At 67.7% G+C, this 17006-nt stretch carries 12 protein-coding genes and 2 tRNA genes; 7 read left to right on the top strand and 7 right to left on the bottom strand.

Translation table 11 applies throughout. From position 1 onward, the window contains the following. Nucleotides 1–19: 19 nt before the first annotated feature. Nucleotides 20–2059, bottom strand: coding sequence for an FAD/NAD(P)-binding protein (locus FDK12_RS12105; protein ID WP_137369798.1), 2040 nt, complete (start codon nt 2057–2059; stop codon nt 20–22). A gap of 91 nt (nt 2060–2150) precedes the next feature. Between FDK12_RS12105 and FDK12_RS12100 the strand changes: the two genes are divergently transcribed. Both FDK12_RS12100 and FDK12_RS12095 read left to right on the top strand, forming a co-directional pair. Next, nucleotides 2151–4238, top strand: coding sequence for a prolyl oligopeptidase family serine peptidase (locus FDK12_RS12100; protein ID WP_137369797.1), 2088 nt, complete (start codon nt 2151–2153; stop codon nt 4236–4238). Nucleotides 4239–4394: 156 nt separating this feature from the next. After that, a tRNA-Ser gene (locus tag FDK12_RS12095) sits at nt 4395–4482 on the top strand. Nucleotides 4483–4628: 146 nt separating this feature from the next. Here FDK12_RS12095 and FDK12_RS12090 read toward each other — a convergent pair. Continuing rightward, nucleotides 4629–6743, bottom strand: coding sequence for a RecQ family ATP-dependent DNA helicase (locus FDK12_RS12090; RefSeq protein WP_137369796.1), 2115 nt, complete (start codon nt 6741–6743; stop codon nt 4629–4631). Nucleotides 6744–6836: 93 nt separating this feature from the next. Here FDK12_RS12090 and FDK12_RS12085 point away from each other — a divergent pair, with 93 nt between their 5' ends. Beyond that, a complete protein-coding gene (locus FDK12_RS12085; RefSeq protein WP_223263253.1) occupies nt 6837–8243 on the top strand; it encodes a phosphomannomutase/phosphoglucomutase in 1407 nt (468 codons plus the stop codon). Between the two features lie 69 nt (nt 8244–8312). On the opposite strand, the gene FDK12_RS12080 is transcribed toward FDK12_RS12085, so the two are convergent. Next, nucleotides 8313–10205, bottom strand: a complete 1893-nt coding sequence (locus FDK12_RS12080; RefSeq protein ID WP_137369794.1) for a phosphoenolpyruvate carboxykinase (GTP) — start codon at nt 10203–10205, stop codon at nt 8313–8315. Nucleotides 10206–10496: 291 nt separating this feature from the next. On the opposite strand from FDK12_RS12080, the gene FDK12_RS12075 reads away from it, so the two are divergent. Continuing rightward, nucleotides 10497–10569, top strand: a tRNA-Arg gene (locus tag FDK12_RS12075). A 97-nt stretch (nt 10570–10666) separates the two neighbouring features. Beyond that, complete coding sequence (locus FDK12_RS12070; RefSeq protein ID WP_137369793.1) at nt 10667–12085, top strand: dihydrolipoyl dehydrogenase family protein; 1419 nt, start codon at nt 10667–10669, stop codon at nt 12083–12085. 18 nt (nt 12086–12103) lie between these two features. On the opposite strand, the gene FDK12_RS12065 is transcribed toward FDK12_RS12070, so the two are convergent. The 4 genes from FDK12_RS12065 to upp form a co-directional block, all read right to left on the bottom strand. Continuing rightward, the gene (locus FDK12_RS12065; RefSeq protein WP_137369792.1) at nt 12104–12640 is read right to left on the bottom strand and encodes a SixA phosphatase family protein; all 537 of its coding nucleotides are present in this window, start codon (nt 12638–12640) and stop codon (nt 12104–12106) included. Between the two features lie 35 nt (nt 12641–12675). Then, entirely contained in the window at nt 12676–13494 is an 819-nt protein-coding gene (locus FDK12_RS12060) for a winged helix-turn-helix domain-containing protein (protein ID WP_104117700.1), read from the bottom strand. 344 nt (nt 13495–13838) lie between these two features. Continuing rightward, nucleotides 13839–15176 (bottom strand): APC family permease, encoded by a 1338-nt coding sequence (locus FDK12_RS12055; protein ID WP_137369791.1) that lies wholly within the window; start codon nt 15174–15176, stop codon nt 13839–13841. Between the two features lie 109 nt (nt 15177–15285). Continuing rightward, complete coding sequence (upp, locus tag FDK12_RS12050; RefSeq protein ID WP_104117699.1) at nt 15286–15921, bottom strand: uracil phosphoribosyltransferase; 636 nt, start codon at nt 15919–15921, stop codon at nt 15286–15288. Between the two features lie 23 nt (nt 15922–15944). Here upp and FDK12_RS12045 point away from each other — a divergent pair, with 23 nt between their 5' ends. Further along, the gene (locus FDK12_RS12045) at nt 15945–16439 is read left to right on the top strand and encodes a nucleoside deaminase (RefSeq protein ID WP_137369790.1); all 495 of its coding nucleotides are present in this window, start codon (nt 15945–15947) and stop codon (nt 16437–16439) included. 49 nt (nt 16440–16488) lie between these two features. Continuing rightward, nucleotides 16489–16977 (top strand): pyridoxamine 5'-phosphate oxidase family protein, encoded by a 489-nt coding sequence (locus FDK12_RS12040; RefSeq protein ID WP_137369789.1) that lies wholly within the window; start codon nt 16489–16491, stop codon nt 16975–16977. Nucleotides 16978–17006: the final 29 nt, after the last annotated feature.

Raw genomic sequence — 17006 nt, 5'->3', positions numbered from 1 at the left:
AGCGCCGCAGCGCGGACAGCTAGACCTGGACTGTTCCCGTCCGGACCTGCTCGTCGGGAGCCAGGATGCGGTCGAGGACGGCCGCGGCGATTCCATCGGCGTCGAGTAGCGTCCGGCTACCTGCCGTCAGGGGCGCTCCGGCCTCAGCCGCGATGGCTGTACCCCACTGGACCGACGCGAGCTGAAGCCCGATCACGAAGAGGGAGTCGTGCTCCCGGCCGGTGCGATCGACGGCACGGTAGGGAGGAGCGGTGACGTCGAGCCCGGCGGACGTCACCGGGACGCCGTCCTCCGCCATGTAGGTCCTCGGCCGAACGGTCCCACGCCGCAGGAGGTCGCGCATGAGCGGTGACAGGCTTGTCGACACCCTGTTCGCAGGCATCATCGCTTCGACCAGATAGCGCGCGGTGAACGAATCGCCCTGGACCCACGGCGAGGTCGCACGGAAGAGGGCCTCATCGGGATCGAACCCGAAACTCGGATTCGGGCCGACGAAGCGGACGACGCCTGCGCGGACCAGCGCCGCGAGCTGCGCGATCCGAACGGGCGGTGGCCCGCTGGCGAGGCCCTCCACGAGCGGCTCGAACCACCCGCGGAGCTCCGCGTTCCAGGATGAATCGGAGATACCGCCGTCCGCCACGGCCTGTTTGATCACCGAACGGCCCGCGTTCATGGCGCCGATGGCCATCTTCAGCGGATCATCCTCTCCCCGGGCAGAACCCGAGGCATCCGCGTCGAGGTAGGCGAGCACGGCAGCGGAGTACTCCTCACCGTCGGCGAAGCGGCGCCCTGCGAAAGGCTGTGCGAGGGCTTCAACATCGAGGCGTGCCGCTGCTGGGACGTAGCGCTCGACGACGGCTGCGGCAGCGGACTCCCACGCGGGCCCCTTCAGAGCGAGGGCTTCGTCGAGTTGCGCGAGGAATGTGGCGGGTGGGTCACCCGCGGCGGTTCCCGTGCGGGAGAGCGTGGAGTAGTAGGCCCACAGCACATCCCGATGCAGCAGTGGCCAGATGTCGTGGTCGAAGCCCGGCTGGATGCCGGACTGCCTGAACGCCAGGACCCGGTGCGGAGTGCAGAACCGCATCCTGACACTTCGCGGGATGTAGGACTCGAGCATCGCTTTCGCCCGGTAGGGCACCCCGCGCCGCGAGGCCGCTACCAGCATGGGTTCCCGCCCCGAGGGCTCGTAGTCGAGGCGCCCGTCGTCCCTGGGCACGAATCGCCCTCCGCGACCTTCCGTCAGCTGGATCATGGCGTCGAAGAAGTTGAGGCCGAGGCCCCGGATCAGGACGGCCTTCCCTGCCGGCAAGCGGTTCCAGGCGACGTCGGCAGGCACGGCCGGCGGCCAGTACTGCAGACCGTGGCGTGCCGCGGCGTCCTGCAATCTCTCCTGTTCCGGTGTGAGAGTCGCCGCGAGATGACCGACCGCCAGGACGACCTCGTCAGCGTCGACCGAAGACCCGTCATCAAGGAGGATGCGCCACCTGCCACTCGTTCCGGCACTGCTCGGGCGGCCGCCGACATCGGCCCCGTCATAGCGGGCGGCGGTGGACTCTGGACCAGGTGCGACAGGTTCGAGGGTGACAGCTTCGTGCCGGTGGTGCGTCACGCTGACCCCGGGCCCGGCCTTGCTGGTCACCTCTGCGAACATCCAGGCGAGGTACCGGCCGTACAGGGCCCTACTCGGGAAATCACTCGACGACAGCCGGGCACATTCCGCGCGGTCGGCGGCCTCGAGGCCTGTGACGATGCCGTCATTGACGCTTATCCGCCACTCGTCGAAGGACAGTGCGACCAGTGGCGGCTCCACATCGGCGGCGGTGGCCCCGACAGGCACCACCGTGGGATAGAGGCAGGGCGTATTCATGAGGAAGAGCCGTGATTGGTCGGTGCGCCAGATGTGCCCCGGACCGGGCTCGTGAGGCTCGACGACGTGGATGGTGATGCTCGGCGCACCCTCACCAAGGCCACGGTGCTGCGTGATCAGCCGTTCGACGACGGAGGTGCCGCGCGGGCCGCCACCGATGACGGCGACCTGCCGTGCCTCCTGATTCTCCACGGGCCAAGACTATCCAACGCTGCCGATTCATCCGCCCGACAGAGCGGAACGAACGATGCCGGGTGTCCCCTCGCCTGCATAGGATGGGCGGATGACCCACCCGACGGAGACCATGGCAACACCGGAGGACCGCTTCCTCTGGCTCGAGGACATCTACGGCGACAAGCAGCTCGAATGGGTGCGCGCGGAGAATGCGCTGACCGAGGAAGTCCTTGTCACGCCGAACTTCGAGGAGCGGGAACGGCGCATCCTCGAGGTACTGGACTCCACCGATCGAATTCCCATGGTGGGCAAGCACGGCGGGTTCTACTACAACTTCTGGCGGGACGCCGAGCACCGGCAGGGCATCTGGCGGCGCACCACTTGGGAAAGTTATTCATCCGGCGCCACGGAGTGGGAACTGCTCCTGGACGTCGACGCACTGAGCGCCGCCGAAGGCACGGAGTGGGTGTGGGCGGGAGCGGTCTTCCTTCGCCCGTCCGAGGGAGCACCCCACGAGCGGGTCCTCGTCGTCCTTTCCCCCGACGGGGGCGACGCCCACCGTTACCGCGAGTTCGACCTCGGGACGCGGGACTTCGTGGAGGGGGGCTTCGACATCCCCACGGCGAAGAGCCGCATCAGTTGGGCCGACCGCGACACCCTGTACGTCGGCACGGACTTCGGGCCCGGGTCGATGACGTCCAGCTCGTACCCGCGGACCGTGCGCATCCTGCGGAGGGGCGGGGAGCTGACAGAGGCCGAGCAGTATTTCGACGTGGACGAGAACCACATGATGGCACTCGTGCTGCACGATTCCACGCCCGGCTACGAGCGGGATCTCGCCGTCGACACGATCGACTTCTACACCCGCCGCACCTTCCTGCGGCAGGACGATGACTGGCGATTGATCGAGGTGCCCGAGGACGCAAGCATCTCACTGCACCGTGAGTGGCTGATCGTGCGGCCGAGGACGGACTGGTCCACGACCATCGCCACCCACGGTGCGGGGTCACTGCTCGTCATCCCGCTGGATGCCTTCCTCGCCGGCGACCGTGCGTTCGTGACCGTGTTCGAGCCCGATGCGTCCACGTCCCTCCAGTCCTGGAGCTGGACCCGGGACTATCTGCTGCTGAACCTGCTGCGCGACGTCTCCTCGGAGATCCGCGTCCTCGATCCCGCGAACGACTGGACTTCGGAGCTCCTCGACGCCTGTCCGCCCCTGCACTCGGTCGATGCGTACGCGGTCGACGACGAGGACGACGAGAGCGGCAACGACTATTGGCTGGTCGCCACCGGATTCCTGACGCCGTCGACGCTGCATCGCGGCACCATCAGGGGGGACCACACGCCCGTCAAGTCTTCGCCCTCCTACTTCGACGAGGACCTCTACACTGTCGAGCAGCACTTCGCCGTGTCGAGCGACGGCACGCGCGTGCCCTACTTCCAGATCGCGACGAAAGACCTGCGACTCGACGGCGGGAACCCCACCCTGCTGTCCGGCTACGGCGGCTTCGAGCATTCGATGACCCCGGCCTACAGCGGCGTGGTCGGCCGCGGGTGGCTGGAGCGAACCACGGAGGACGGCCGGCGCGGCGTCTACGTCCTGGCGAACATCCGCGGTGGGGGCGAGTACGGGCCCCAGTGGCACCGTGCCGCGCTCCACGCCGACCGGCATAGGGCGTACGAGGATTTCGCGGCGATCGCCGGGGACCTGGTGCAGCGGGGCGTCACGTCCCCCGCACTGCTGGGGTGCACCGGGCGGAGCAACGGCGGACTGCTCGTTGGCAACATGCTCACCACCTACCCGCACCTGTTCGGCGCGATCTCGTGCGGCGTGCCGCTCCTTGACATGCGCCGCTACACGAAGCTGTCCGCCGGCTTCTCCTGGATTGCCGAGTACGGGGACCCCGACAAGCCCGAGGAATGGGAGTACGTGCGGACGTTCTCGCCCTACCATCTCCTCCGGGAGGACGTCGTGTACCCCAAGACGATGATCTGGACCGCGACGAGCGATGACAGGGTCGGCCCGGTGCAGGCCCGCAAGATGGCAGCGAAGATGAAGGACCTCGGCGTGCAGAACGTCTGGTTCCATGAGGCCCTGGAGGGCGGGCACGCCGGCGCGGCTGACAATCGGCAGGCGGCAAGGATGCACGCGATGAGCTTCGAGTTTCTCTGGCGGGCACTGACCGGCTCGCTCTGACGGCCTCCCGCTCGCCTTCCTCCGCCGGGCTGACGTGCCTCTCGCCTCCCGGTGACGAGGACGCGCCTCCGACTGGTCCTTCCGGTGGTACTCGAGCGGCTGTTTTGCTCTTGCCGTCACCTTCTGGGTAACCTTGGGAGGCTAGAGATAGCCGATGGAGACGTGCCAGAGCGGCCGAATGGGCTTCACTGCTAATGAAGTGTGGGCCTAAAGCCTACCGGGGGTTCAAATCCCCCCGTCTCCGCTCTAAGACCCCTGCGCAAGCGGGGGTCTTTTTGTTGGCCGAGCCCTGCGAGCCCCACTCCCAGTCCCTGACCGGTCAGGGTTCCGAGCAGCCCACAGCGCTCCATGTGGTAGACGAGTGGGCGCCCCGGGCGCCCGCCCTGGTCGCTACGCCTTGAGCGCCAAGGCGAACGGGAGGACTCCCGAGGCCCCCGCGGTCCTCAGGGCACGCCCGGCCTCGGTGATCGTCCACCGGCTGTCCGCGAAGTCGTCGACGAGCAGTACCGGGCCGGGATTGGCTGCGAACCAGGCGGCGCCTTCGCGCGGAACCGCGAAGTGATCCCATACGGCGGCGAGACGGAACGCGCTGTTGCCGCCCGGCTGGCCCTGCGGGAAACCGTGGGGGGTTGTGAGTTGACCGAGGTAGGGAATGCGCCCGACGCCGGCAAGCGCCTGGGCGAGCGAGCCGATGAGTTGGGGGCGCCGTCGCGAAGGAACACTCACGACTGCCACGGGACGTTCCTCCCAGCCCCATTGCGCCAGTACACGGACGACAGCTTCTATGACGGCGGCGTCCAGCGGAGCATCGGGGGTTGAGTCCGAGAGCAGATCCCGGAGCCTGTTACCCCAGCCGAGATCGGTGAGTCGCGCCAGGGCCCGCCCCGGCAGGCTGACTTCGCCCGGCTTGAGCTTTCCCTTGAGCTGCACACCCAACGTGTCCATGCCGCTGGGCCACTGGCCGCGGGGCTCCAGTTCCACGCCGACCCTGCTGAGGGCCTGACCGGCCGAATCCGACGCCTCGTGGGCGACCTCGTCCGAGTACCAGGCGCCCGCGCAGTTGTCGCACCGTCCGCAGGCAGTAGCGCCGGGATCATCGAGTGATCTGGCGAGGAACTCCATGCGGCAGCCCGTGGTGTTCTCGTAATCGAGCATTGCCCGCTGTTCGACGATACGGGCTTCACTGATGCGTTGGTACCGGTCGGCGTCGTAGGTCCACGGGGCACCCGTGCTCTCCCAACCGCCCGTGACCTTGCGCACCGCGCCGTCCACGTCGAGCACCTTGAGGAGGAGTTCGAGGGGCGAGCGCTTCAGGTTGACCCGCGTCTCGAGGGCCGGTGTGGACAGCACGACGCCGGGCTCGAGGGCGTCCAGAACCCGAAGGGCAGCATCCTGCGAGGGCATGGATGAGGTGGCGAAGTACTCCCAGATGTCGCGGTCCTCGGCTCCGGGCAGCAGGAGGACGTCGGCATTCGGCGTACCGCGGCCGGCGCGCCCCACCTGCTGGTAGTAGGCAACGGGCGACGACGGTGCGCCCAGATGCACCACGAATCCCAGATCGGGTTTGTCGAAGCCCATTCCGAGCGCGCTCGTGGCGACGAGCGCCTTGACCTCGTTGTTCTTGAGGGCGGTCTCGGCAGCCTCGCGGTCGGCGGGGTCCGTGCGTCCCGTATACGCGCGGACGGCGTGCCCGTTCTCCCGCAGAAGCCGTGCGGTGTCCTCGGCCGCCGACACCGTCAGCGCATAGATGATCCCGCTGCCCGGCAGCTCCGACAGGTGGGTCAGCAGCCACGCGAGGCGTGAACGCGGGCTCGGCAGTCGGAGCACTCCGAGGCGCAGCGACTTCCGTGCCAGCTCGCCGCGCAGCGTGAAGACCTCCGTGCCGCCGGCCCCGAGCTGCTCCTCGACATCCTTTACGACGCGTGAGTTTGCCGTCGCCGTGGTGGCCAGCACGGGGATGCCCTGCGGCAGCCCCATGATCAGTTCCCGCAGGCGACGGTAGTCCGGCCGGAAGTCGTGTCCCCAGTCGGAGATGCAGTGCGCCTCGTCGATCACGAGCAGACCCGTGCGGCGCATGAGCTCAGGCAGGTAGTGCTCGCGGAAGGCCGGGTTGTTGAGACGCTCGGGCGAGACGAGGAGGACGTCCACCTCATCGGCCTGCAGCTTGGCGATGATCTCCTGCCACTCGGTCTGGTTGGCGGAGTTGATGGCCGCCGCACGGACCCCTGCCCTCGCGGCGGCGGCAACCTGATCCCGCATGAGCGCGAGCAGCGGCGAGACGATGAGCGTGGGGCCGGCACCGCGGGCCCGCAGCAGCAGGCTCGCCACGAAATACACCGCGGACTTTCCCCAGCCCGTCCGCTGGACGACGAGCGCGCGCCGGCCGCCGTCGACGAGCGCCTCGATGGCCTCGAACTGCCCGTCGTGGAACCGGGCGTCCGGTGACCCTACGAGGGTGTGCAGAATGGCTCTTGCTTGCTCGTTCAGCGTGGTGGTCGACGACATGTCCCCAGTATCCCAGCCGCTTCCCACACTCGGAGCGGGAGCTCGGCTATGTGGGAAACGGACGGTCCGACGCCACCCGATACACTTCCAAGAGTGACTACACTCCTCGATCTTTCTGCGTCCTTCAAGGCCTACGACGTCCGCGGCATCGTGGGCGAGACCATCACGGTGGACTCGGTCCGGGCCGTCGGAGCAGCCTTCGTCGACTCGCTGGAGCTGGCCGGGGAGACCATCCTCGTGGGCGGCGACATGCGGCCTTCGTCCCCTGAATTCTCGAAGGCGTTCTCCGAGGGGGCAACGCGCCGCGGCGCCAACGTGCTCTTCCTCGACCTCATCTCCACCGACGAGCTGTACTACGCGAGCGGCACGCTGAACGCCGCCGGCGTGACCTTCACGGCCAGCCACAATCCCGCGCAGTACAACGGCATGAAGATGACGCGTCCCGGCGCGGTTCCGGTGTCCTCGGAGACGGGCCTCAAGGACGTGCAGGAGCGGGCCGAGCGCTACCTCGCCGAAGGGACGATCCCCGCCGCCGACATCGAGGGCCACACGAGCGTGCGCGATGTCCTCGAGGAGTACTCGCGCTTCCTCCGCGCCCAGGTCGATCTCTCCTCGTCGCGCCCGCTCAAGGTCGTCGTGGACGCCGGCAACGGCATGGCCGGCCTCACGACTCCTGCCGTCCTCGGTGACCGCATCCTCCCCGCCCTGCCGTTCGAGATCGTTCCGCTCTACTTCGAACTCGACGGCTCGTTCCCGAACCACCCGGCCAACCCCCTGGAGCCCGAGAACCTCCTGGACCTGCAGGCGGCCGTCGTCGAGCACGGCGCCGACATCGGTATCGCCTTCGACGGCGATGCCGACCGCTGCTTCATCATCGACGAGAAGGGCGAGCCCGTCTCGCCGAGTGCGATCACCGCGATGGTCGCGCGCCGCGAGATCGCCCGCGCCCAGGCCGCAGGCGAGGCTGAACCCGTGATCATCCACAACCTCATCACGTCGCGAGCAGTGCCAGAGCTGATCCGGCACGACGGCGGTCGGCCGGTCCGCACGCGGGTGGGCCACTCCTTCATCAAGGCCGTCATGGCCGAGGAAGGCGCCGTCTTCGGTGGCGAGCATTCGGCCCACTACTACTTCCGCGGCTTCTGGAACGCCGACACCGGCATGCTGGCGGCGATGCACGTGCTGGCCGCCTTGGGCGAGCAGGATGGACCGCTGTCGGAACTCGGCCGCGAGTACGAGCCGTACTTCTCGTCGGGTGAGGTCAACTCGAAGGTCGCCGACCTCCACGCATCGATCGCCCGCGCCCGTGCCGAGTTCGAGCAGGACGGCGTCGTGGTCGACGACCTCGACGGCCTCACGTTCACCCCGGCCCACGGTGACTGGTGGTTCAACCTCCGCCCCTCCAACACCGAGCCGTACCTCCGGCTCAACGCCGAGGCCGTGGATCCGCAGACTCTCGAGGATCTCGTCCAGCGCGTCCTCGCCGTCATCCGCGACTGACGGGCGCAGCCACACACACAACGAAAGGCCCCTTCCGGTGGAAGGGGCCTTTCGTTCTGCAGGAACCGGTCAGGCGTTGCTGAACCGCTCCTTGAGTTCGTGCAGCTGGCCCTTGAGCTCGCCCGGCAGCGAGTCGCCGAAGCGTTCGTACCACTGCTCGATACCCTTGATCTCCTCCGCCCATTCGAGGGCGTCGACGTGCACTGCGGCCTCGACCTCGGCGGGAGTCATGTCCAGGCCGGTGAGGTCCAGGGAGTCCCCGGTGGGTACGTAGCCGATGGGGGTCTCGACGGCGTCGGCGGTGCCTTCGAGCCGCTCGATGACCCATTTGAGGACGCGGGAGTTGTCGCCGAAGCCGGGCCAGGCGAACCCGCCGGAGGCGGTACGGCGGAACCAGTTGACGAGGAAGATCTTGGGCAGCCGGGACTGGTCCGCAGCGGCGCTGAGGGTGAGCCAGTGGTGGAGGTAGTCGCCGGCGTCGTATCCGATGAAGGGCAGCATCGCCATCGGATCGCGGCGGACGCGGCCCACCTCGCCCGCGGCTGCAGCTGTGGTCTCCGAGGACAGCGTGGAGCCCATGAAGATGCCGTTGGCCCAGTTGCGGGACTGCGTCACCAGCGGGACGGTCGTCTTGCGGCGGCCACCGAAGAGGATCGCCGAGAGCTCGACGCCGTCGGGCCGGTTGAACTCCTCGGCCAGCATGTCGATCTGGTCGATGGGCGTGCAGAACCGGGCGTTGGGATGCGCTGCCGGACGGCCCAGGTCCTTGCCGATCTCCGGGGTCCAGTCCCGGCCCTGCCAGTCGATCAGGTGCGCCGGCACCTCCTCGGTCATGCCTTCCCACCACACGCCGCCGTCGTCGGTGAGCGCGACGTTCGTGAAGACGGAGTTGCCCTTCGCGATAGCGCGCATCGCGTTCGGGTTGGTGTGCCACCCGGTGCCGGGGGCGACGCCGAACAGGCCCGCCTCGGGGTTGACGGCACGCAGCTCGCCTTCCTTGCCGAAGCGCATCCAGGTGATGTCGTCGCCCAGGGTCTCGACCTTCCAGCCCTCGATCGTGGGATCGAGCAGGGCGAGGTTGGTCTTGCCGCAGGCGGAGGGGAACGCGGCCGAGAGGTAGTAGGTCTTGCCTACCGGGGAGGTGAGCTTGAGGATCAGCATGTGCTCGGCGAGCCAGCCCTCGTCGCGCGCCATGACGGATGCGATCCGGAGTGCGTAGCACTTCTTGCCCAGCAGGGCGTTGCCGCCGTAGCCGGACCCGTAGGACCAGATGGAGCGCTCCTCGGGGAAGTGCACGATCCACTTGTCGTCGTTGCACGGCCACGGGACGTCGGCCTGGCCCGGCTCCAGTGGGGCGCCGAGGGAGTGCAGGGCCGGGACGAAGTCGGCTCCGAGTTCGGTCATGCGGTCCAGGACCGCCGTGCCGATGGTCGCCATGATCCGCATGGACGTCACCACGTAGGCGCTGTCGGTGATCTCGACGCCGAACTTCGGATCCTCGGCATCGAGATGGCCCATGACGAACGGGATCACGTACATGGTGCGGCCACGCATGGACCCGGTGAACAGCCCGGTGAGTTTGGCCTTCATCTCATCGGGGTCCATCCAGTTGTTCGTGAAGCCCGCTTCCCGCTCGTCCTTCGAGCAGATGAAGGTCTGCTCCTCGACGCGCGCCACGTCCTTCGGATCCGAGAAGGCTGCGAACGAGTTGGGGAAGGTCTCGGGGTTGAGCCGCACGAAGGTTCCGGTGTCGACGAGCCCGTCCGTGAGGCGCCTGTTCTCCTCGTCGGATCCGTCGACCCAGACGACCTCGGCAGGCTGCGTCAGGTCCTGCACCTGCCGCACCCAGGCGAGGAGGGCCGGATGGGTCGTCGGAGCGGAACCGGGATCATCCTGCTGCGTGCTGCCGTCAGGACCGGCGGGTGGTGCGTCAACAGCAACCTGTCGTACGGGATCGCCCATTTCTCTTCCCTTCATTGGGGGACTCGGTGTTCATCGATGCTAGGGGCGCGATATTTCAGGCAAGGGCGCGCCGAACGGAACACGCGCGGCAGTGGAGGGACAACCCGCGCCAACAAGCGGATGTCGAGCGCTTACACTCAGTCATGCTGTGACAAAGGTCACCTATACCGGTATAGGCGGAGAATGACTCGGCGTCTGATTAGGCGTCGTGGCGAATCCACGCTAAACTTGTCTACGGCCAAACGGCCCGCTTGTAGGACGGATTCGCACGGCGGATCACCGACTACGGATGCGTGCGTAGCTCAACGGATAGAGCATCTGACTACGGATCAGAAGGTTGGGGGTTCGAATCCCTTCGCGCGCACGACGGTTCAGCTGAACCTCCCGAAAGGCCCCGACTCCGGTCGGGGCCTTTTTCGTCGCGGTTGCTCCTCAGGCACTCGGGTGGAAGGCTCTGCCGTATGAGCGAATTCGAGACCACTGATGTCATTGTGATCGGCGCCGGTGCCGTCGGCGAGAACGTAGCGGGACGGGTGGTCGAGAAAGGGCTTTCGGCGGTGCTCGTCGAGGCCGACCTCGTCGGCGGTGAGTGCTCCTACTGGGCCTGCATGCCGTCCAAGGCCCTCCTGCGTCCCGGCACCGTCCTGAGAGCCGCACGAGGTGTAGCCGGAGCCCGTGAGGCGATCACCGGAACCCTCGACGCACAGCAGGTCCTCGAACGCCGCACGTCCTTCACCTCCGACTGGGACGACTCCTCGCAGGAGGAGTGGGTGGCGTCCGCAGGCATCACCCTGCAACGCGGCTGGGCGAAGGTGACCGGTGAACGCCACGTCACCGTCACCCACTCCGACGGCTCCGAAAGCCGCTACCGGGCCACGCACGCCGTCGTCCTGGCCACGGGTTCGACGCCGGTGGTCCCGCCCATCGACGGGCTCGCCGACCTGGACTACTGGACCACCAGGGAAGCTACCTCCGCGAGGCAAGTCCCGGCAAGCCTGGCCGTCCTCGGCGGCGGGGTTGCCGGCGTCGAACTCGCGCAGGCATTCGCGCGGCTCGGTTCCGAGGTCACGGTCATCGCGCGCAGCGGCATCCTGGGGAACTACCCGAAGGAGGCCTCCGACCTCGTCGTCGAATCCCTCCGCGGCGAGGGCATCACCATCCTGACCGACACCGCCACCAACGCCGTCCGCAAGGAGGACGGCCTGTTCGTGCTCGACGTCGGCGAGGGCCGCAGCGTCAGGGCCGAGCAGCTGCTCGTGTCCACCGGGCGCCACCCGCACACGACCGGGCTCGGCCTCGAGGACCTCGGCCTGGAGGCGAAGGGCATCCGCAGCGACGACACCGGGCTCGTGCCCGACGGCGGTGGCTGGCTCTATGCCGTGGGCGATGCGGGAGGCAGGGTGCAACTGACGCACCAGGGGAAGTACGAGGCCAGGATGACCGGTGACGCCATCGCTGCCCGGGCGCACGGCACCCTCAGCGATGCTGCGGCGGACTGGAGCCCCTACACCGCGACGGCGGACCGCGCAGCCGTCCCGCAGGTCGTCTTCACCGATCCGGAGATCGCGATGGTCGGCCGCACCCTCGAGCAGGCACGGAAGGACGGGGTGAACGCGTCGGAGACGTCCCTCGAGATCGCCGTCGCCGGCTCCTCGCTCCACTCCGATGGCTACAAGGGTTGGGCCCAGATGGTCGTCGACGAGGACCGCCACGTGATCGTCGGCGTCACCTTCGCGGGACCGGAGGTGTCCGAGATGCTGCATGCTGCAACCATCGCCGTCGTCGGTGAAGTGCCGCTCGACCGCCTGTGGCACGCGGTACCGGCATACCCCACGGTCAGCGAGGTCTGGCTCCGCCTGCTGGAGAAGTACGGGATGTAGGCTGCCGAGCCGGCGCCGTCAGCGGAGGGTAGGCGCCCTACGCACCACGAAGTCGGTCACCTCGGCGTCGCGCCCATCGAGTTCGGCCCACGCACCGTCGTAGCTCATGACCGTCAGACCCGCGGTCGGATAGTCCGTTGCCAGGTCCATGACCGCGCGCTCACTCGACCTCACCGAGGCGAGGCGCATGGCAAGTTCCTGAATCCCAGGGTTGTGTGCGATGACGAGCAGGCTCGTCACCGTCGGCGGAACATGATTGATGAGCGCCAGCATCTCGGTCGGCGGTGCTGCGTAGAGATCGTCCTCCAGCTTCGGCGTGGGGGCCTTCTCCCCGAGTTCCTTGCAGACCCACGTGCAGGTCTGGCGCGTGCGGAGCGCAGTCGATACCAGGATGAAGTCGGGGATGGCATCGTGCTCGAGCATCCACCGGCCGATCAGCGGTGCGTCCGCGTGCCCCCGCGAGCTGAGGGAGCGCTCGTGGTCCGGCACGCCCTCCTGGAACTCGGCCTTTGCGTGGCGCAGCAGCATGAGCTTCTTCAGGTGATGGGAGGCCATTTCCGCAGTCTATGGCCTCCCGGCTGCGCAGGGTCCTAGATCGAGTACTCCGGCGCTGCCCAGACGACCACTTCGGGGTGGTCGTAGAAACGGTAGCCCTGACCGCGCACGGTGCGTACGGTGTTCGCGAGGCGACCCAGCTTGGAACGGAGGCGGCGGATGTGGACGTCGATGGTGCGCTCATTCGGCACCTCGTCCGCGTTGCGCCAGAGTCCACTCAGAAGTTCCTCGCGACCCACCGTACGGCTCGCGTTCTCGACGAGGTAGTTGAGAAGCTCGAACTCCTTGAACGTGAGGTTCAGCGTCTCGCCGTCGAGGTGTACCTCGCGGCGGGACAGGTCGATCAGCACACCCGTCGGGCGGGCGGGCTGGGCCTGCGGGCTGGCGGGCGCCTCCGGGCGCGGGCGACGGGCGACCGTCGGGTCGCCGAGGGCGGCACGGACGACGTCGATATCGGAGCCCGGGGCGTCCGCAGGAGCAAGGGCGACAGCGGCATGGCTCTCCGCCGTCGGGACGAGCGAGCGCACGTAGGCCCGGACGTCCTGGGCCAGCTTCGAGAACGTTGTGCCGGCGGCAGCGGCGGTGGTCTCGTCGAGCGCGACGTAGAGCACGAACCCGCGAGCGGTCGTGTCGCCGGTGACCGCCTGTGGACCCGGGACACCGTTCGGGGCGACGACGGGGACGGGAGCGCTGAGCGGTTGGGCGGAGTCTCCCCCGGGAACCGCCTGAAGGCGCGAGTGGGGATGGGGAGCCTGCGGCGCATAGGAGGTGAAGGACGGCCCGAACTGCTGGCGTGCCTGCCGGTTCTGCTGCGAGCGGAGGGAGATATGGACGTAGCCCGGATTTACTGACATGAAAACAACCTCGTGAAGTATGCCGTCATCGCGGCTCGAATGCGGGATGTGCCCGGTCGGGATGAAGAGAGATGCCCGCCGTTGGGCTTGAAGTGCGCAGGAAGGGTTGGGGTATAACCGCTACGCGTGCATTCGGAGACAGCGGAGGTCCGCTCCGGACATGGCGTCCGGGGAGGGAACTGCGGCTGCAGATGCGAGTGAGTTGATGATCACGTGTCGAATTATTGCATGTAACAATCGGCTACGCGCAAGTAACAATGCCGCGAAGTCCAGCATGTGGGCATATGGCAGTGGCCGCATCTCCCCGAGGGCCCGGGGGCATTGTCATCCTGCCTCGTCCTGCTCTATGCGGAGACCCGTTCCTCGTGCTTGCGACGGGCACGGGCGCACAGGAACAGCACGGACCCGACCGCCGCATAGGCGAGTCCGCCGAGCCAGACGACGCCGGTCTGCTGGGCCAGCAGCGCGATGCTGGCGATGATGGCCAGCACCGGCACTATCCGGGGCACCGAGAAGTGTTTGTGCTCGACCTTGTCCTTCTTGAGGACGAGCACGCTGACGTTGGCCGACAGGAATACGAGGAGCAGCAGGAGCACGGTGGTCGCCGCCAGCGTGGCCAGGTCACCGAAGATCGTCAGGACGATCGTCAACCCCGCAACGACGACGATCGAGACCCACGGCGTGCGCCGCTTCGGCAGCACGCGACCGAAGGCTCGAGGAAGGAGTTCCGCCTCCGCAAGTCCGTAGGCGACCCGGCTGGCCATGACCATGAACAGCAGGGCGCCGTTGGCGATCGCGACAAGGGCAATCAGGCTGAACAGCCAGGGCGGGATCCCCGCGCCGCTGGCGTTCACCACGTCGAGCAGCGGTCCGGTGGACGTCGCAAGCTCGGACGGGGGCAGGACGATGACCGCGCCCAGGGCGATGAGTAGATAGACGAGTGCAGCCGTGCTGATGGCCCCGAAGAGCGCGCGAGGGTAGGCCTTCGAGGGGTTGCGTACCTCCTCGGCCATATTGGCTGCCGCCTCGAATCCGAGGAAGGAGAAGAAGGCGATGACCGACGCGGCGAAAGCGCCCTGCAGTGGTGGCACCTCGGGCGCGAATTCGAGGAGGCGTGCCGGCTCCCCGTTGCCGCTGCCGAGCACCATGGCGGCGAGCACGATCACGATCACGAGGCCGGTCACTTCGATGACGGATGCCACGAGGTTCGCGGCGAGCGACTCCCGGACACCGCGGAGGTTGATCAGCGTGAGCAGGATGATGAAGACCACCGCAGCGGGCGCAGCCGGCACGTCGATGAGGGCGGCCAGGTAGTCTCCGGCGAAGGCGTTCGCCAGGGCCGCGGCCGTGGTGATGCCCGACGCCATCATCAGGAAGCCCACGATGAACGACAGGTACGGGATAGAGAAAGCCCTGTCGACGTAGCGTGCCGCACCACCGGCGTGTGGATACTTCGTGATGAGCTCCGCATAGGTTCCCGCGGTGAGGAGGGCCAGGACCAGCGCGATGAGCAGCGGCAGCCAGATGACGCCTCCGACGTCGTTGGCCATGGTTCCCACGAGGGTGTAGATGCCGGCACCCAGGGTGTCGCCCACGATGAACGCGAACAGCAACGGCGTGCCGACCGCCCGCTTCAGTCCGCTGCGGTCGTTCGTCTCGGTGGCGCTGATGTCCTTCGTCATCGCCCCATTGGAGTCGTTCGCACCCGGTAGCGCAACCCCCTGCACGGTTTCGACAACCGTTGCGAAGCCCCTGCAACCAGTCGCCGGCACCGTGCGAGGTGCCTGCGGCCTACCCGACGACGCCGTAGAGGCGGTCTCCCGCATCGCCGAGGCCCGGCACGATGTACGACTTCTCGTTGAGCTTCTCGTCGATCGAGGCCAGCACGATCGTGACGTTGCGGCCGTCCAGTTCCTCCTGCAGGGTCGCAAGGCCCTCCGGGGCGGCAAGGAGGCAGATGCACGTGATGTCTGCTGCCCCACGGGCGAACAGGAACTTGATGGCCTCGCGCAGTGTTCCGCCGGTCGCGAGCATCGGGTCGAGCACGAAGACCTGGCGCCCGGTGAGGTCGTCCGGCAGTCGCTCTGCGTAGGTGATGGCCTCGAGGGTCTCCTCGTTGCGGGCCATGCCGAGGAAACCGACCTCGGCCGTCGGTACGAGGCGCGTCATTCCCTCGAGCATCCCGAGCCCGGCCCGGAGGATCGGCACGACGAGGGGGGTGGGCTTCACGAGACCCGTACCCTCGGTGGTCGTCACCGGCGTCTCGATGGACACGGTCTCGACCCGGACGTCACGCGTGGCCTCGTAGGCCAGCAGGGTGACGAGCTCCTCGGTGAGGAGCCTGAACACCGGCGACGACGTGTTCTTGTCCCGGAGAACCGTGAGTTTGTGGGCTACCAGGGGGTGGTCGACTACCAGTACGCGCATGGGTCAAAAGTACCATTGAGCCCATGACCTCCTCCCTTCCGCCCGTGGACGCCGACCACTGGGCCTGGATGGGGCTGGCCCTGAAGGCAGCGTCACTGACGCGCCCGAGCGCAGACGTGCCGATCGGCGCCGTCGTCGTCGGTCCCTCAGGGGAAGTGCTCGGGACCGGATGGAATCAGCGCGAGGAACTCGCGGACCCGACGGCGCACGCCGAGGTGCAGGCCATCCGCGCCGCGGCCGGCCGGCTCGGCGCCTGGCGGCTGGAGGGTTGTGCCCTGGTGGTGACGCTCGAGCCCTGCGCCATGTGCGCCGGCGCGTCCGTATTGGCCCGCATTCCCCGCGTCGTCTTCGGGGCGTGGGACGCGAAGGCGGGAGCGTCGGGGTCCGTCTTCGACGTCCTTCGCGAGCGTCGGCTGAATCACTGGACGGAGGTCTTCGCGGGGGTTCGTGAAGATGAGTGTTCGCGGCTGCTCAAGGACTTCTTCGCGCTCCAGCGTTCCGGTTCCGACTCCCGGTGATTCTGCGTAGGCTGATGAAATCCGCAGCAGACCGCACAGAGGAGCAGACGTGGCGAACCAGCAGGACGGCTTGAAGGAAGTACAGGAGATCCTCGGCAAGGCCGACATCGCGATCCTCACCACCGTGAGCCTCGACGGGCAGCTCGTCAGCAGGCCCCTGGCGCTGCACGGCAAGGACTTCGACGGCGACCTCTGGTTCTTCACGGAGGACCCGTCCCCGAAGGCCGACGAGATCCGGGCCAACCCGCAGGTCAATGTCTCGGCGAGCACGGGCAAGGGCTACGTGTCGATCGCCGGTACGGCCACCCTGTCCAAGGACCAGTCGAAGATCGACGAACTGTGGGGCCCCTCCGTCTCGGCGTGGTTCGAGAACGGCCGGGACGATCCCGCCGTCGCGCTCCTCCACGTCGACGCGCACACGGCCGAGTACTGGTCGATGGACGCCCCACGCGTGGTATCCGCCGTGAAGATGGTCAAGGGACTCGTGACCGGCAGCAAGCCGAGCTCCGGCAAGAACGAGGTCATCGAGCTCCCGTAGCCGCTCCCCCGGCGCCCCGTGCTTCCCGT

The organism is Arthrobacter sp. NamB2, from assembly GCF_005281365.1.
Lineage (GTDB): Bacteria > Actinomycetota > Actinomycetes > Actinomycetales > Micrococcaceae > Arthrobacter_D.
Note: the sequence above shows the minus strand (reverse complement) of the source record. Positions and strands in the feature narration are given on the sequence as shown.